Below are 14849 nucleotides of genomic sequence, written 5' to 3'. Positions count from 1 at the left end.
TTTTTCAGTATATTGGATAACATATTCAGGGGAAGTGAAGGAGAGGAAAATTATGAAAAAGAAATTTGCGTTTTTGTTTGCGAGTTTGTTTTTGTTGACAGCATGTAGCGCTGGACCAACAGGTGGATCAACGGATGGCAGCGGGGCTGCTGAAGGTGGCAATAAACAAGAGGGAGATACCATCAAGATCGGAACCAACTTAGAGTTGTCAGGAGCCGTAGCTGCTTATGGGACGGCTGAAAAAGAAGGAATCGACTTAGCAGTAGAAGAAATCAATGCTGCCGGCGGTATTCTTGGAAAACAAATTGAAATTATTTCGAAAGATAACAAATCAGATAACAATGAAGCTGCAACGGTAGCAGCCAACTTAGCTACAAATGATAAAGTTGTAGCCATCATTGGTCCAGCAACTTCTGGTGCTACGAAAGCGGCTTTGCCTAACGTGACCAGAGCACAAGTACCAATGGTTACACCTTCAGGTACTGACGATGCGATTACTTATACTAGTGGGAAAGTGCAAGAATTTGCCTTCCGTTCTTGTTTCCAAGATAGCTTCCAAGGAACGATCTTAGCGAAATATGCGGCTGAAAATTTGGATGCATCAAAAGCCGTGATCTTGGGAGACAACTCAAGTGATTACGCAATTGGATTGACGGAAGCATTTAAAGAAAGTTACCCAGGCGAAATTGTCTTAGAAGATAACTTTACTGAAGGCGACAAAGATTTCCAAGCAGTTCTTACAAGAATCAAAGATGTCGACTTCGATGTCTTGTTCATTCCAGGCTACTACACAGAAGCTGGTTTGATCATCAAGCAAGCGCGAGAATTAGGAATTGATCAAGCAATCATTGGTGCCGATGGATTCGGTGATGAAAAAATGGTTCAAACAGCTGGTGCAGAAAATGTCAGCAATGTTTACTATACCGGTCACTTCTCTACCAAAGCACCAGCAAACGACAAAGTTGAGCCGTTTGTGGCAGCTTTCAATGAAAAGTATGGCAAAGAACCTTCTGCTTTTAATGCGTTAGCCTATGATGCAGTTTACATGATCAAACAAGCAATCGAAGATCAAAACTCAGCAGATTCATTGGCAATTGCAGCTGGTTTGTCTGAACTGAAAGACTTTGTCGGCGTGACAGGTGAAATCACAATGGATGAAAATCATAACCCTGAGAAATCAGCAGTTGTTTTAGGATTGACTGACGGGAAGGAAACCTCAGCAGACACTGTGGAACCTTAAAAACCTGTAGTTGTTTGGCAGTGAAAACTGGGACAGACCTGATGTGTTTGTCTCAGTTTCTTTTCTCTAATGAGAAGAACCATAATAAATGATATTGGAAGTGAGTATATGGAAATGATGATCCAACAATTGATCAACGGCTTGTTTCTAGGCAGTATCTACGCCTTGTTAGCGTTGGGTTATACGATGGTGTATGGCATCATCAAGCTGATCAACTTCGCCCACGGAGAAGTTTATATGATTGGTAGTTTTATCGGTTACTTTTTGATCAATCAATGGCAATTGGGCTTTTTCCCAGCGTTATTCATTTCGATGATCGCCAGTGCAGCACTTGGGGTAACGATTGAATTTTTAGCCTATCGTCCTTTGAGAAATTCCACGCGAATTTCGGCATTGATTACGGCAATCGGGGTTTCTTATTTTTTGCAAAATGTCATGATCTTTTTCTTTTCTGCCAATGTGCGCCCGTTTCCGCAAGCAATCGAACGAAAAACCTATTCCATCGGGTTTGTTCAAGTAAGTAATGTCCAGTTATTGATTTTGGCTGTTTCGGTTACCTTAATGATTCTCTTGCAATTGATCGTGAAAAAGACCCGTATGGGAAAAGCGATGCGTGCAGTAAGTGTTGATGCAGATGCAGCGCGTTTGATGGGGATCAATGTTAATCGAACGATTTCCTTTACCTTTGCCTTAGGCTCGGCTTTAGCTGCAGCTGGAGGGATGCTGATCGGTTTGTATTATAATTCCATTGATCCATCAATGGGGGTCGTTCCTGGTCTGAAGTCTTTTGTTGCGGCGGTTCTCGGCGGGATCGGGATCATTCCTGGTGCAGCTTTAGGCGGCTTTGTGATCGGTTTAGTGGAGACAGCAGCGACAGCGCTTGGTTTTTCTGATTACAAGGATGCTTTAGTGTATGTCATTTTAATAATTATATTGTTGGTTCGTCCAGCTGGGATCCTCGGCAAAAATATCAAAGAGAAAGTGTAGGTGGCAGAAATGAAAAAGAATTTACGTTACAACTTAATCTGGCTCGCTCTGGCAGCTATTCTTTATTTTGGATTATTTGCAGCCTACAATAGCGGAATGATTAATTTGTTCTCTGATGCGATCATCGTCAATATCGGAATCAATATCATCTTGGCAGTCAGTTTGAATCTAATCATCGGCTTTTCAGGGCAATTCTCCTTAGGACATGCTGGGTTTATGGCAATCGGTGCTTATGCTGGCGCGATCCTGTCGGCAAGCAATCCAACCTTTGGCGGCTTTTTAACTGGTTTACTAGTGGGGATGCTGGTTTCAGGTGCAGTCGCATTAGTGGTTGGGATTCCGACCCTCCGTTTAAAAGGCGACTATCTAGCGATCGCTACCCTAGGTGTGGCAGAGATCATTCGGATCTTGTTGGTGAACCTACGAGGCTTGACCAATGGTCCTGCTGGAATTTTCGGATTGCCCCAATTCAGTAATTGGCAGATCGTCTTTCTCTTTGCCGTTCTATCGATTCTTGTCGTTTCAAACTTTATCCATAGCGGACCAGGCAGAGCGACTTTAGCGATTCGGGAAGATGAGATCGCTGCAGAATCGATGGGGGTCAACACAACGAAATACAAGGTAATTGCGTTTGTGATGGGGGCAGTGATGGCAAGCATTGCTGGTACCCTTTATGCCAGCTATCAGCAGTCGGTTTTCCCACGAGATTACGGTTTTATGAAATCGATCGATGTGTTGATCATCGTCGTTTTTGGAGGGCTTGGGAGTACCACAGGAGCGGTTGTTTCGGCAGTAGTGCTAGGAATCTTAAACATGTACTTGCAAGGCTTCTCTGATTTGCGCATGATCATTTATGCATTGGCTTTGATCATCATCATGATCTTTAAACCAAGCGGACTTTTAGGGACCTGGGAATTCTCCGTAAAAGGACTGTTGGACAAATTTAGAAAAAAGGGGGATGACAATGATGCCTCTATTAGAAGTTAAAAGCTTAACGAAAAACTTCGGTGGTTTAGCTGCTGTTTCTCATGTAGACCTCCATCTAGATACCAATGAGCTGGTCGGGTTGATTGGACCAAACGGTGCCGGCAAGACAACGCTCTTTAACCTCCTGACAGGTGTTTATGAGCCTAGTGAAGGCGAAGTGCTTTTTGAGACCCAAGGTAAGCCAAAACGTTTAAATGGCGTGAAGCCTTATAAAATCGCGGATTTAGGCCTTTCAAGAACCTTCCAAAATATTCGCTTGTTTAAAAACTTGACCGTAATGGATAACGTCTTGATCGCTATGAACAGTAAGCATAAAGAAGGACTACTGACGAGCATCTTGCGTTTGCCAAAGTATTACAAAAACGAAGAATCCATGAAGAAAAAAGCCTTAGAGCTGTTACGGATCTTTGATATGGATGGCAAAAGCCAAACGTTAGCGAAAAATTTGCCTTATGGCGAGCAACGCCGTTTAGAGATCGTACGCGCATTGGCTACAGAGCCAAAAATTTTGTTTCTTGACGAGCCGGCAGCGGGGATGAATCCTCAGGAAACAACAGAACTGACAAAGCTGATCTATAAGATCCAAAAAGATTTTCAATTGACGATCCTCTTGATCGAGCATGATATGAGTTTGGTCATGGAAGTGTGCGAACGGATCTATGTACTGGAATACGGGCAAGTCATCGCCCACGGTGAACCAGAAGAGATCAAAAACAATCCACGGGTAATCGAAGCCTATCTAGGAGGGGAAATCTGATGCTGGAAATTCAAAATTTAAGTGTTCACTACGGCATGATCCAAGCAGTTCATGATGTTTCCTTCCACGTCAATCAAGGAGAGATCGTTTCGCTGATTGGTGCCAATGGTGCCGGAAAAACCACGATTTTACGGACGATTTCTGGATTGATCCGTCCTTCAAAAGGCTCCGTCACTTTTGAAGGAAAGCAAATTGAGAAAGAAGCACCGCAAAAAATCGTCGCAAACGGCTTGTCGCAGGTGCCAGAAGGGCGGCACGTCTTTTCCGGTTTGACGGTTCAAGAAAACTTAGAGATGGGCGCCTTCTTGCGTAAAGACAGTGGTGTCAAAGAAGACTATGAACAAGTTTACCGCAAGTTTCCTGTATTGAAAGAGCGCCTCTCGCAAGATGCGTCGACATTATCTGGCGGTGAGCAGCAGATGTTGGCAATGGGGCGGGCATTGATGTCAAAACCGCGCTTGCTTTTGCTGGATGAGCCATCGATGGGCTTGGCGCCAATTTTTATCAAAGAAATTTTTTCCATCATTCAAGAAATCAAGCAGCAAGGAACGACTGTGCTGCTGATCGAACAAAATGCGAAAATGGCTTTATCGATTGCCGATCGCGGCTATGTATTAGAAACCGGGAAAATCGTTTTAGAAGGTACTGGAGAAGAATTACTAGCAAGTGATGAAGTTAGAAAAGCGTATCTAGGAGGTTAAACAATGAGCGTAAGTGATTTTATGACGAAGACGGTCATCACCGTCGATTCACAAACACCGATCTTTGATGCAATAGATGTGATGAAGCAGCACGATATCCATCGTCTACCTGTCGTTGATGATGGCAAATTAGTAGGGTTGATCACGGAAGGAACGATCGCTGAAGCAACCCCCTCAAAAGCGACAAGTTTAAGTGTTTATGAAATGAACTATCTCTTAAATAAAACGACAGTCGCTGATATCATGTTGAAAAAAGTGACTACGATTGAACCAGATGCACTATTAGAGGACGCCATTTCCGTCATGCGTAGTGAGAACGTGGGGGTTTTACCAGTCATGGATGATGATGCCTTAGTGGGAATCATTACCAACAATGATATTTTCGATGCCTTTTTGAAAATCACTGGGTACCACGATGGTGGAACACGAGTGTCCATTGAGATCACGGATGACCATGTGGGGGTTTTAGCAGACGTGACGAAACTCCTTGCGGATCATCAGATGAGTATTTTGACGATTGTGGTAAATCGGATGGCACTAAAAACAGTTGTTGAGATCCAAGTAGAATCACGGCAAGTCGCAGCAATCGAGAAAATTTTAAGCGATGCAGGCTATACCGTGACGAGTGCTGTCTTGACGAACCAGAAGTGATCTAAGAAAAAGTAGCTGATCGTAAAGATTGGCTACTTTTTTTATTTCCAGAAGAGATTTTCTTTTTCTTTTGTTGCTTTTCTGTTAAAATAGGAAGGTGCTGTAAAGAAAGAGGTGCAACCATGTCTAAGAAAAATAAAGATATCGAAGTACGTATTGAAGAAACAACAAAAGCCATTCATGGCAAAGACTATACCGTCAATGAATTATTCATCGGAAAAAAACGCATTGGTGAGATTTTAACAACTGGACCAAAAGAATTTCAAAGCTTTTTAGGGGATGAAGATCTAGGTTCGAGCAGAAGCTTAGAAGCTGCCATCGAGATGATTATTCGTCAATGGAATTTACATGAATAATTTCTAGAAAAATTTACTTTTTGCTCTTGCAATTTGTTATCTTTTTCGGTATTATAACTATTGTCAGGTTTGAGAAAAACCTTTTGGAGGAGTAGCGAAGTGGCTAAACGCGACGGACTGTAAATCCGTTCCTTAGGGTTCAGTGGTTCGAATCCACTCTCCTCCACCATTATTGGGGTATAGCCAAGCGGTAAGGCAACGGACTTTGACTCCGTCATGCGTTGGTTCGAATCCAGCTACCCCAGTCAAAGAGATACGTAGAAAAAAACAGCAAGCACTCTTGCTGTTTTTTTGTTATTTAAAAAGAATCGTGTTTTTTTATAAGTACTTAAAGAAACAGGAGGCTGATATGGAAGAAGCCACTTTCAACAAGCTAGTTTCTACGAAATTGAAAAAAGCAATGGTTGCTTTGGGGCATTTCTATGAAACAGGTATGGAGTGGAACGGAAAATCACAGTCGATTCTTTCACAGAAATTTTTTTCAGAGAATTTAAAATATTTGGGCATTTTTGGTTCTGTTTGGTATACTTAGGCAAATCAGTTCCTTTGAGAGAACCATTTTATAGCATGAGAAACGAGCGATGACAGGAATATTACCGATTTTCGGAAGTGATAACTTTACTAGATGGGGGCTTAACGAAGATGGGAAATGAAACGACTTGGGAGAACACAGACCGCCTTTATCTGTTGTGTCAACCAATCATGCAGGTAAAATCGCTAAGTCAGCAAGAGATGAATGGCTATGAAGTCTTGCTACGTAGCGAGAAGAACAACCGATTTCCACAGCAAGAATTCAGCACAATGATTCAAACTGAAAGTGGCAATCAGCAATTGATGAGATGGTATGCCAAGGAATTGCGGCGTTTATGCAAAAAAAAGCCGGAAACCCGCTTTAGTGTCAATATAAATCCACAACAGCTGCTGTGGCAGTCTACGTGGTCCTTTTTTGAAACGATGGCTGTTTATAAGGCGCAGTTGCAGATTGAATTGACGGAACACCCCGTACGCATACAGCAAGAGTCATTTGATTTGTCTGTAGCCATTGCAAAAATTAAAGCTTATGGTTATGTGATTGCGGTCGATGATATCGGTTGCGGACAAAATACCCTCTCGTTGGTCTTTGCCAATCTTGCCAGCGTTGATTGTTTGAAATTTTCGTTGTTACCGTTTATTCAGCTTGATGAGGAGATTGGCTTCAGCTTTTTGGCTTGTTGGTTGAAGGTTGCCCAAAAATATCAGCTTGAGCTGATCGTTGAAGGGATCGAGAACCGCGAAAAAATGGTCCAGTTGCTTGAGATGGGGGTGCATTTGCAACAAGGATATTTATGGTCTAAAGGAGAGCGATTGTGATGGAATGTTAGAACGAGGCGTGCTTTTGGCGTTTGGTTTGCCGCTGATGATTGCCAGTTTACTGGTGACCGCAGATGTTTTTGTACGAAGTGTGCAAAAAATATCGGTTTCTCGTCCATTTAAGTATTTTATTATTGGTATTCTGACGTTTACGCATTTGTATTTTATTCTTTCTTTTTCAATGAATTCAGTTGGGTTTATCTGTTATCAATACACAACTGCTTTTATTGCGAGTCATTTTTTCTATGGTGATCGTGGCAAGATCTTGATTTTGATAACGCCGTGTATGGTCGTCTTTTATTTGTGGTTTGTCGGTTTTTCTGATGTGGGTAAAGCTTTTTATCTTCCATTATTCGGAGTGGGGATCTTTGTCCTTGATTTTCTTTTATCAAAAGTCAAGCTGATCCGTCCGCAACAGCAATTTTATATGATGTATTTTTTGACCTGCCTGCTCTCACCGCGTTTTTCGATGCTAGTCCATCATACGACGACCTATGACTGGGAAGCGATGTTGGCAGTATTTGTTGGTTCTTTCGTGCTGCTAGGAAGTTTTATGTGGTTGCATCGATTGATTGAGGGGCAAGAATACCAAGTACTGGCAGAGCTGGCGAATAGTAAGATCGATGCGTTGACCGGCTGCTTCAACTATGGGACCTATAACCACGATCTGCTTCAAGCCGTTTCACAGAAAAAGACTGTGACGATCGCCATGATTGATCTCGATCACTTCAAAAAGGTTAACGACCGTTATGGTCATATCGCCGGAAATGAGTTGTTGAGAACCTTTGCCTCACGGACGACTACTTTTTTAGAGGCGCATTTTGCCGAGACCTATTCCTTTTATCGTTATGGCGGCGAAGAGTTCTGTCTCGTGATCGAAGGGGATGTCAAAGAACGGACCGTAGCTGCAATGACGACACTGTGTCAAACCATTTCCAGCAGTATGTTTCCTGTGGCTAATTTTGAAAAAGGGACGATGTCTTTGTCTTGCGGCGTTGAAGCGAGTACAGTTTGTCATGGCGATATCTTGGCAGCTGTTGAAAGAGCCGATCAAGCACTCTATCTCGCAAAACAAAGTGGCCGAAACCGGGTGTGCACCTTGCCTGAGACGTAAAAAAATAATGGAAAAATAATTTACACAAATTCACAAAGAATTAAATGTTTATGCACAAAAAGTTAGTAATAATAAAGAAATAATGTTATTTATTTACAAAATATACATTTTGATTATTTTATTTATCTTGAGAATCTTCGCATATCAACAAAAAGATTGAAACTATGTATAATTTCTGGTAAATTATTCTAAATCAAGAGTGATAAAAACTGTCAATAATAAATAGTGATCCTTACTTGATGCTTTGTCCGCTTTTCCAATGAAATGTCTCTGGAATTGTCCCGTCGAATCAGCAAGTAAGGGTTCTTTTTTTTAGAAAGGAAGCACAGGAAATGGCAAATACGCTGGTTGTCAATACACTCGCAAATTTAGGCGCAATTATCATCAATATTTATTTGTTATTCAAAATCAGTGATGGCTTCGTAGGTCAAGGGACATTCAAAGCGAAACAGATCGCAGCGGCGATTGCTTGTGAAACCGTGGTGGGGATGCTGATGATGAATTTCTCTTACGTCGTATACGAAACGCGATTTGACATGCGCTTTTTACTTTACGCTTTTTCCATGAAATATCTGGGGTGGAAGGTGACCGTACCGACGATGGTCAATCTAGCGTTAGGGCGTTTCTTGTTTGAAGTATCAAAATCTTCTTGGCTGAACTTATATCTTACGTTTTTTTTGATGGTGACACTGACATTTCTGCATGCCTGGGCCAAACGGCGATTTACTGACAAACAAGAGTTGTTCCTATCAATAACCTACTTGATCGCTATCTCCTTTCTTTTTGGTTTTTATTTGACGGGTGATATTCAAAAAACGACCCTAATTTATATAGTTTATGGCATTCTCGCCTATACGTTGGCGTTCTTCCTTTATTCGATAGTCAATGATATGCAGCGCATTTTGGCATTGGTCAAAATCGATGATCTTACGCAGTTGAACAACTTTCGTAAATTTCAAGATGACCGCCAACGCCTAGATACGACCGAGGTGGACTTATCGATCGCTTTGATCGATATCGATCATTTCAAAAATTACAATGACCGTTACGGACACCGTGCCGGGGATGTGATTTTGCAAGAAATCGCTCGTATTTTTTCGACCTACTGTACGGCGAGCAATCCGGTCTATCGCATCGGTGGGGAAGAGTTTGCAATCTTGATTCAAGGAGACGCACAGGCTGCTGCTTATCTCCTCGAAAAAATCCAAAAGCGCATCCGTTACCAAGAAATCATCTTGGATGCAGGCGATTCGGTCAGCATCACGTTGTCGATTGGGATCGCACAACGGCAAAGGGGTGAGTTGCTACAACAAACGCAAGAACGTGCGGATCAAGCACTGTATCGAGCCAAACGCAGCGGTCGCGACCAACTCTGTCTTTACTGATGGGGGTGGCTTCTTTTCTTTTTTTGTTTTCAAAAATACTACCTTAAATGAGGAGCGCATATGGAAAATAGTTTAATCATGATTCCTTCGCTAGAACCTGACCACAAACTGCTGGCTCTGGTGGAGAAAATTCGTTTGCATAATCAGCACCTGCCGATTTTGGTCGTGGATGATGGCAGTGGGGCAGCTTATCAGTCCGTCTTTTCGGCATTGGAACAGAAGTTTGGTTGTCAGGTTTTGACCCATCCAAAGAATCAGGGAAAAGGCGCAGCCATCAAAACCGCTCTCACTGAAGTGCTGACAAACCAGCCAGCTGTTGAATTTATGGTGACCATTGATTCGGACGGGCAGCATGAGTATACCGATATGATGGCTTGCTTAGCAAAGGCCCAAGCCCATCCGGACAGCATTATTTTAGGGACCCGATCCTTTGGCAAAGAAGTGCCCTTGCGGAGTAAGTTCGGCAACATTTTGACCCGAAATATCCTGCGTTTAGCGACTGGTCTTGCTATTGAGGATTCGCAGACGGGCTTAAGGGTTTTCCCTCGAAAATTCATGACAGATTTGTTGGCGATCTCAGGTGAGCGTTTTGAATATGAAACGCGGATGCTAATCGAAGCCCAGAAGCGGGGGTGGCCGATTCTTTCACAACCGATCGCAACCATCTATATTGAAGAAAATGCCTCTTCCCATTTTCGGGTCTTGGCAGATTCTGTCGCTATCTATAGCGTCTTTTTGAAGTATTTGTTTTCATCTGTGGTCTCCTTTTTTGTCGATGTGATCGCTTATGCGTTATTGATCCATTTCTTGTCTGTCATCAATCTGTCCTCCATCGTGATCGCTTCGTTGGGTGCCCGATTGATTTCGGCGATCGTCAATTACTACATCAATCGCGAGCTTGTTTTTGGTCAACGGACAAAGAACAGTATGCTGCAGTATTTTTTATTGGTGATCGTACAGATTTTGCTGTCCTCTTTTCTCGTCTACCTGATTTATTTGATCCTACCGATCGGAGATTCTGTGTTGTTAAAAATAGGCGTCGATTGCCTGCTCTTTTTCTTTAGTTACCATGTGCAAAAAAATGTCATCTTTAAGGAGTGATTGAGGTGGAACAAAAACGTTTGCCTTGGGCGAAAAAAGTCGTTTACTTTCTGGCGTTTGTCTTTTCGCTGATCTATTTATCATGGCGGGGGCTGTATACATTGCCATGGCACGAGTCTTGGTTTGCCTTGCTGTTTGGTTTGCTGCTTTGGGGCAGTGAGATCGTATCGAACTTTACGGGCTTGCTGTTGATTTGGAACAAAAACAAAGCAAAGCCCTTTGAAAAACCGGTCGTGCCAGAAGCCGACTATCCGGCGATCGATGTGTTGATTGCTACTCATAATGAAGAAGTGCCGCTTTTATTAAAAACGGTCAATGCGGCAGTTCATATGAAATACCCCGATCCCAAAAAAGTTCACATCTATTTGTCAGATGACACCAACCGTCCAGAGGTCAAAGCACTGGCAGATAAATTTGGCATCGGCTATATCGGATTGATCGGCAATCAGCATGCCAAGTCAGGCAATCTCAATCATGCATTATCAAAAACCAATTCGCCGCTAGTGGCGACCTTTGATGCAGATATGATTCCTTACTCAGATTTTTTGCTGGAAACAGTGCCATATTTTGTGGCAAATCAGCAGGAACGCCGCAATGACCAGACCATCAAACCGTTGGGCTTTGTTCAAACACCGCAAAGTTTTTACAATGCGGATCTTTTTCAGTACAATCTTTTTTCAGAAGCGGCGATCCCTAACGAGCAGGACTTCTTTTCCAGAGAAGTCAATGTTTTGAACAACGCCCATGATACCGCTATTTATACAGGTTCCAATACGGTGATTGCACGAGAAGCGATCGAAGCCGCTGGCGGATTTCCGACGGACACGATCACGGAAGATTTTGAATTAGGCGCCTTGATCAATTGCCAAGGTTATCGCAGTTTATCAACACTGCAGCCAATGGCCAGCGGTCTGTCTCCAATTGATATCCCAAGTGCCTTAAAGCAGCGAATTCGCTGGGGAAGAGGAGTGGTCCAAAGTGTCCACAATCTCCATCTTTTTAAGAATAAGACGTTGTCTTTGGCGCAAAAAATGGTTTTCTTAAACAGCTATTTGTATTGGTGGTCGTTTCTACGACGGCTACTATTTATTTTCGCGCCGATTTTGTACACCGTCTTTAATGTAAGGGTCGTAGAGACAAACTTTTGGGTCTTGCTGCTGTTTTGGCTGCCAAGCTATACGTTCTTGCATTTGGCGATGCAGGATTTGAGCAGTGATATTCGAACGCAGCGTTGGGGCGAGATCCAGGAAACGATTTTTGCACCTTACCTAGTGATTCCTGTCTTTTTGCAAGCCATTGGCATCAAAGAGACCCGCTTCAAGGTGACTAATAAAGCAGCAACTCAGTCTAAAAAAGACTTGTTGTTTGTGGTGCCGCATTTGTTGCTGTTGATTTTGACGATTATCGGCTTAGTGAAGTTTAATTACGGCAAATTCGGCTCAGAGATTTTCTACGGCAGTGTGTTGACCTTCTGGCTGCTGACCCATTTCTTTAACTTAACCTTTGCGGTCTTATTTTATCTCGGTCGCCCGATTTATCGAACGACGGAACGGTTCAGAGCCCATTATCCTGTTGAAGTTTCCGACCAAGACGCCAGCTATTCTTTGATGACAGAAAATATCTCAGAAAATGGCTTGTCCTTCGTTTCTGACGTTCCTCTTTATTTTCCGCCAGATGCGCCGCTGACTTTTAAAATCACCCGTGATGGCTACCAAGCAGAGATGACTGGAAATATTGTCCGCGTCTTTTCTGGAAAAGATCGCTGGGTCTATGGCGTTGCTTTAAACCAGTTGACAGAAAAAGATTACTTAGCCTATCTGCAGATCATTTATGATGGCTTCAATCAAAGCCTGCCGGTTCTGCGGGATCCGTGGATGACCTTCTTTGACAGTCTTTTTGAAAATCTCGGTAAGCATCTGCTGCAAGCCAAACAAAAGCCATTGCCGCCTCAACGAGTGCCCATACTGACCATTGATCAAAAATGGCACTTTGATGAAGGAACCTATGCGGTCACAACATTTGGTTTTGATCAGTTCACGTTGGCAAAAACAGAAGAGGTCGAGATGCCGGTCCATCTAAACTTACCGATCAGTAATCTTGTGCTTCACGCTGAAAAAGCGACGCTTCAGCCAAAAGAAAATCAAGTGATATATCAAGTAAGCAATCTTTCAGAGCTGCGTTCCACAGTAGCCCTCCAAGAATGGGTAGACAGCTTGCTGAGAAAGGAGGCAGACGATGATCGAGATCCTGCTGCGATTTAGTCTATTTGGTTTATCATTAGCTGGCTATGCCTATCTTTTTGTACGAGTTTGTCATTTTACCAAATACATTAGCTGGATCGCTGCCTGCTGTTTGCCGATCCTCGTTCTTTCTTTTGTCGCATATGGTCCCAAAGGATGGTTGATCTGGGGGGCCTGGTTTTTATTTGGTCTTGGCTTACTATTATGCGTTTGGCGTTTTTGGCAGGAGCGCCATCAGGTGCGGTGGGGTTTACAAGAGCCCATCATGCTTTGGTTTTATGGCTATTTTGCTTTGTTCGTTTTAACATTGCTTCACAGTCATTTGACCCACTATGACAACTTCTCTCATTGGGCGACGATCGTTAAATTCCTTTATACGCAGGGACAATTGCCAACGGCAACCGATGCCATCATCAGTTTTACTTCCTATCCTTTAGGCAGCTCACTGTTTGTTACTTATACAGCAATCATCGTTGGCTATCATGAGAATGTCTTGCTGATTGGTCAATTGATTTTGATTTTCTGTAATCTGTATAGTTTTTTTGCGATTATTCGTGATCCGAAAAGAAAGCTGGCTTTTGTCTTGGTCTTCACCAGCATGGCCGTATTCAATTATTTTAATATTGCGATTCGAATGAATAATTTGCTGGTAGACTTCATTCTTCCCGTTTTAACTTTGGCAGGCATCTCCGGGTTATTTTCTTTAAAAGGCAAAGTGCTGCCTTCAATCAGCTACTTTCTTTTGATTGGCGCCTCTCTTGATTTGGTCAAAAATAGTGCCGTCTTTTTTCTGCTGATTTTAGGCGGCTATTTACTAGTCTGCTTATGGCAGGCATCAATTCGTTGGCGGCAACGGCTAGGCTTGATGATTGTAGGATTAGCTGCCATTGGGCTATCTGTCCTGCCGGCGATTCTTTGGAACCTGCATGTCAAAGCGAATTTTCCTAAATCGAAGCATGAAGTCAGCGTGACCGCTTATAAACAGATTTTTGGTGAAAAGGATTCTCAGATACTGCAGCAGATTACGGATGTTTTTGTCAAAACGATCACGGATGTTGCGACGGTTTCCACGCAAGGGATTCTCTTGATCCAGGTCATCCTGTTGGGCAGTTGGCTATTTGTCCGATTTATTATAAAAAAACGCAATCCATTTCTAAAAGAACTGCTGTTGATCGATGGTATTATTGGTCTCTATTACTTGGGTATTTACGCCATGTTCTTGTTTTCGATGCCGACTGATGAAGCATTGTCTTTGGCAGGGTTCGATCGCTATGCCTCGAGTATTGTGATCTTGGCATTAGGTTTGATGACCTTTTTCATGGTCCGGGGCATTGATTATTTGTATCATGAACAAGCGATCGATCGGCGAAACTACCGTAGCTTTGCCAGTTTGACCACAAAAAAAATCTATCAATACAGCACCTTGATTCTACTATTTTTTGCGACATTGCTGATCCTTTCAGAAAATAATGGCATGCGTTATACCAATCGTGAATATGCTGTTTCGATTCCAGCACAGGTTTCAGCCGTTACTGGCGATCACTTTGACCTGAACCAGAAAAAATACTTGGTCGTCAGTACCAATAAAGAAGCAGTAGACAGCTACTTAGTTGGCTATGTCGGCAAATATTACTTGTTTTCACCCAATGTCGATGGCCGAGAGAATTTCCTCTTATCAGATGCAGATTTTCGCACGCTATTAAAGCAATACGATGAAGTCGTCGTCCTAGAAGAGCACTATACCTTTAATGCCATGACGAAGAAGCTAACAGGCAAGACCTTTGCCCCTGGTGTCTATTCGGTGGCGGAGGTGTTGGGGCAATAAATGAAGGAATTTCTCAAGCGCGTCTCCTTATTAGAGAATCAATAGTAAAAATACCAATGAAACAGACGTATCGTTTGTTCATTGGTATTTTTTTCTGTTCCCACTGAGTAATATCCTCTATACTATGAAAATACCAAAGGATATGTAAATAATCT

The 14849-nt window shown here is 42.7% G+C and carries 14 protein-coding genes and 2 tRNA genes; all 16 read left to right on the top strand.

Annotation, left to right across the window (positions count from 1 at the left end):
* The first annotated feature begins 52 nt into the window (after nucleotides 1-52).
* On the top strand, nucleotides 53-1240 hold the full coding sequence (locus IGK85_RS12050; RefSeq protein WP_008380891.1) for an ABC transporter substrate-binding protein: 1188 nt from the start codon (nucleotides 53-55) through the stop codon (nucleotides 1238-1240).
* Between the two features lie 108 nt (nucleotides 1241-1348).
* On the top strand, nucleotides 1349-2227 hold the full coding sequence (locus IGK85_RS12045) for a branched-chain amino acid ABC transporter permease (RefSeq protein ID WP_008380893.1): 879 nt from the start codon (nucleotides 1349-1351) through the stop codon (nucleotides 2225-2227).
* 9 nt (nucleotides 2228-2236) lie between these two features.
* Nucleotides 2237-3214, top strand: a complete 978-nt coding sequence (locus IGK85_RS12040) for a branched-chain amino acid ABC transporter permease (protein ID WP_008380895.1) — start codon at nucleotides 2237-2239, stop codon at nucleotides 3212-3214.
* The gene (locus IGK85_RS12035) at nucleotides 3195-3971 is read left to right on the top strand and encodes an ABC transporter ATP-binding protein (protein WP_008380898.1); all 777 of its coding nucleotides are present in this window, start codon (nucleotides 3195-3197) and stop codon (nucleotides 3969-3971) included. Before IGK85_RS12040 ends, IGK85_RS12035 begins: the two co-directional genes overlap by 20 nt.
* Nucleotides 3971-4672, top strand: a complete 702-nt coding sequence (locus tag IGK85_RS12030) for an ABC transporter ATP-binding protein (protein ID WP_005234392.1) — start codon at nucleotides 3971-3973, stop codon at nucleotides 4670-4672. Before IGK85_RS12035 ends, IGK85_RS12030 begins: the two co-directional genes overlap by 1 nt.
* 3 nt (nucleotides 4673-4675) lie before the next feature.
* The gene (locus IGK85_RS12025) at nucleotides 4676-5323 is read left to right on the top strand and encodes a CBS and ACT domain-containing protein (RefSeq protein WP_008380901.1); all 648 of its coding nucleotides are present in this window, start codon (nucleotides 4676-4678) and stop codon (nucleotides 5321-5323) included.
* Between the two features lie 122 nt (nucleotides 5324-5445).
* Nucleotides 5446-5679 (top strand): DUF2969 domain-containing protein, encoded by a 234-nt coding sequence (locus IGK85_RS12020; protein WP_005228752.1) that lies wholly within the window; start codon nucleotides 5446-5448, stop codon nucleotides 5677-5679.
* 85 nt (nucleotides 5680-5764) lie between these two features.
* A tRNA-Tyr gene (locus IGK85_RS12015) sits at nucleotides 5765-5848 on the top strand.
* Between the two features lie 4 nt (nucleotides 5849-5852).
* A tRNA-Gln gene (locus IGK85_RS12010) sits at nucleotides 5853-5924 on the top strand.
* Nucleotides 5925-6028: 104 nt separating this feature from the next.
* Nucleotides 6029-6211 (top strand): hypothetical protein, encoded by a 183-nt coding sequence (locus IGK85_RS12005; RefSeq protein ID WP_008380904.1) that lies wholly within the window; start codon nucleotides 6029-6031, stop codon nucleotides 6209-6211.
* Nucleotides 6212-6321: 110 nt separating this feature from the next.
* A complete protein-coding gene (locus IGK85_RS12000) occupies nucleotides 6322-7029 on the top strand; it encodes an EAL domain-containing protein (protein WP_429972255.1) in 708 nt (235 codons plus the stop codon).
* A 4-nt stretch (nucleotides 7030-7033) separates the two neighbouring features.
* Nucleotides 7034-8143: a GGDEF domain-containing protein gene (locus IGK85_RS11995; RefSeq protein WP_008380908.1), complete on the top strand. Its 1110-nt coding sequence runs from the start codon at nucleotides 7034-7036 to the stop codon at nucleotides 8141-8143.
* 332 nt (nucleotides 8144-8475) lie between these two features.
* Nucleotides 8476-9528 carry a GGDEF domain-containing protein gene (locus IGK85_RS11990; RefSeq protein ID WP_008380910.1) on the top strand — a complete coding sequence of 351 codons (1053 nt, stop codon included), beginning with the start codon at nucleotides 8476-8478 and terminating at the stop codon, nucleotides 9526-9528.
* Between the two features lie 60 nt (nucleotides 9529-9588).
* Nucleotides 9589-10629 carry a bifunctional glycosyltransferase family 2/GtrA family protein gene (locus IGK85_RS11985; protein ID WP_008380912.1) on the top strand — a complete coding sequence of 347 codons (1041 nt, stop codon included), beginning with the start codon at nucleotides 9589-9591 and terminating at the stop codon, nucleotides 10627-10629.
* A complete protein-coding gene (locus IGK85_RS11980; protein WP_051013031.1) occupies nucleotides 10626-12890 on the top strand; it encodes a glycosyltransferase family 2 protein in 2265 nt (754 codons plus the stop codon). Before IGK85_RS11985 ends, IGK85_RS11980 begins: the two co-directional genes overlap by 4 nt.
* Nucleotides 12865-14694, top strand: coding sequence for a hypothetical protein (locus tag IGK85_RS11975; RefSeq protein ID WP_008380916.1), 1830 nt, complete (start codon nucleotides 12865-12867; stop codon nucleotides 14692-14694). The genes IGK85_RS11980 and IGK85_RS11975 overlap by 26 nt, the downstream gene beginning before the upstream one ends.
* Nucleotides 14695-14849: the final 155 nt, after the last annotated feature.

The organism is Enterococcus sp. AZ015, assembly GCF_050499225.1.
Classification (GTDB): Bacteria; Bacillota; Bacilli; order Lactobacillales; family Enterococcaceae; genus Enterococcus_D; species Enterococcus_D entomosocium.
Note: the sequence above shows the minus strand (reverse complement) of the source record. Positions and strands in the feature narration are given on the sequence as shown.

What these genes read in the sequence shown, in the direction of transcription:
- IGK85_RS12050 (WP_008380891.1), top strand. Translation starts at nt 53, where the DNA reads ATGAAAAAGAAATTTGCGTTTTTGTTTGCGAGTTTGTTTTTGTTGACA.
- IGK85_RS12045 (WP_008380893.1), top strand. Translation starts at nt 1,349, where the DNA reads ATGGAAATGATGATCCAACAATTGATCAACGGCTTGTTTCTAGGCAGT.
- IGK85_RS12040 (WP_008380895.1), top strand. Translation starts at nt 2,237, where the DNA reads ATGAAAAAGAATTTACGTTACAACTTAATCTGGCTCGCTCTGGCAGCT.
- IGK85_RS12035 (WP_008380898.1), top strand. Translation starts at nt 3,195, where the DNA reads ATGCCTCTATTAGAAGTTAAAAGCTTAACGAAAAACTTCGGTGGTTTA.
- IGK85_RS12030 (WP_005234392.1), top strand. Translation starts at nt 3,971, where the DNA reads ATGCTGGAAATTCAAAATTTAAGTGTTCACTACGGCATGATCCAAGCA.
- IGK85_RS12025 (WP_008380901.1), top strand. Translation starts at nt 4,676, where the DNA reads ATGAGCGTAAGTGATTTTATGACGAAGACGGTCATCACCGTCGATTCA.
- IGK85_RS12020 (WP_005228752.1), top strand. Translation starts at nt 5,446, where the DNA reads ATGTCTAAGAAAAATAAAGATATCGAAGTACGTATTGAAGAAACAACA.
- IGK85_RS12005 (WP_008380904.1), top strand. Translation starts at nt 6,029, where the DNA reads ATGGAAGAAGCCACTTTCAACAAGCTAGTTTCTACGAAATTGAAAAAA.
- IGK85_RS12000 (WP_429972255.1), top strand. Translation starts at nt 6,322, where the DNA reads ATGGGAAATGAAACGACTTGGGAGAACACAGACCGCCTTTATCTGTTG.
- IGK85_RS11995 (WP_008380908.1), top strand. Translation starts at nt 7,034, where the DNA reads ATGTTAGAACGAGGCGTGCTTTTGGCGTTTGGTTTGCCGCTGATGATT.
- IGK85_RS11990 (WP_008380910.1), top strand. Translation starts at nt 8,476, where the DNA reads ATGGCAAATACGCTGGTTGTCAATACACTCGCAAATTTAGGCGCAATT.
- IGK85_RS11985 (WP_008380912.1), top strand. Translation starts at nt 9,589, where the DNA reads ATGGAAAATAGTTTAATCATGATTCCTTCGCTAGAACCTGACCACAAA.
- IGK85_RS11975 (WP_008380916.1), top strand. Translation starts at nt 12,865, where the DNA reads ATGATCGAGATCCTGCTGCGATTTAGTCTATTTGGTTTATCATTAGCT.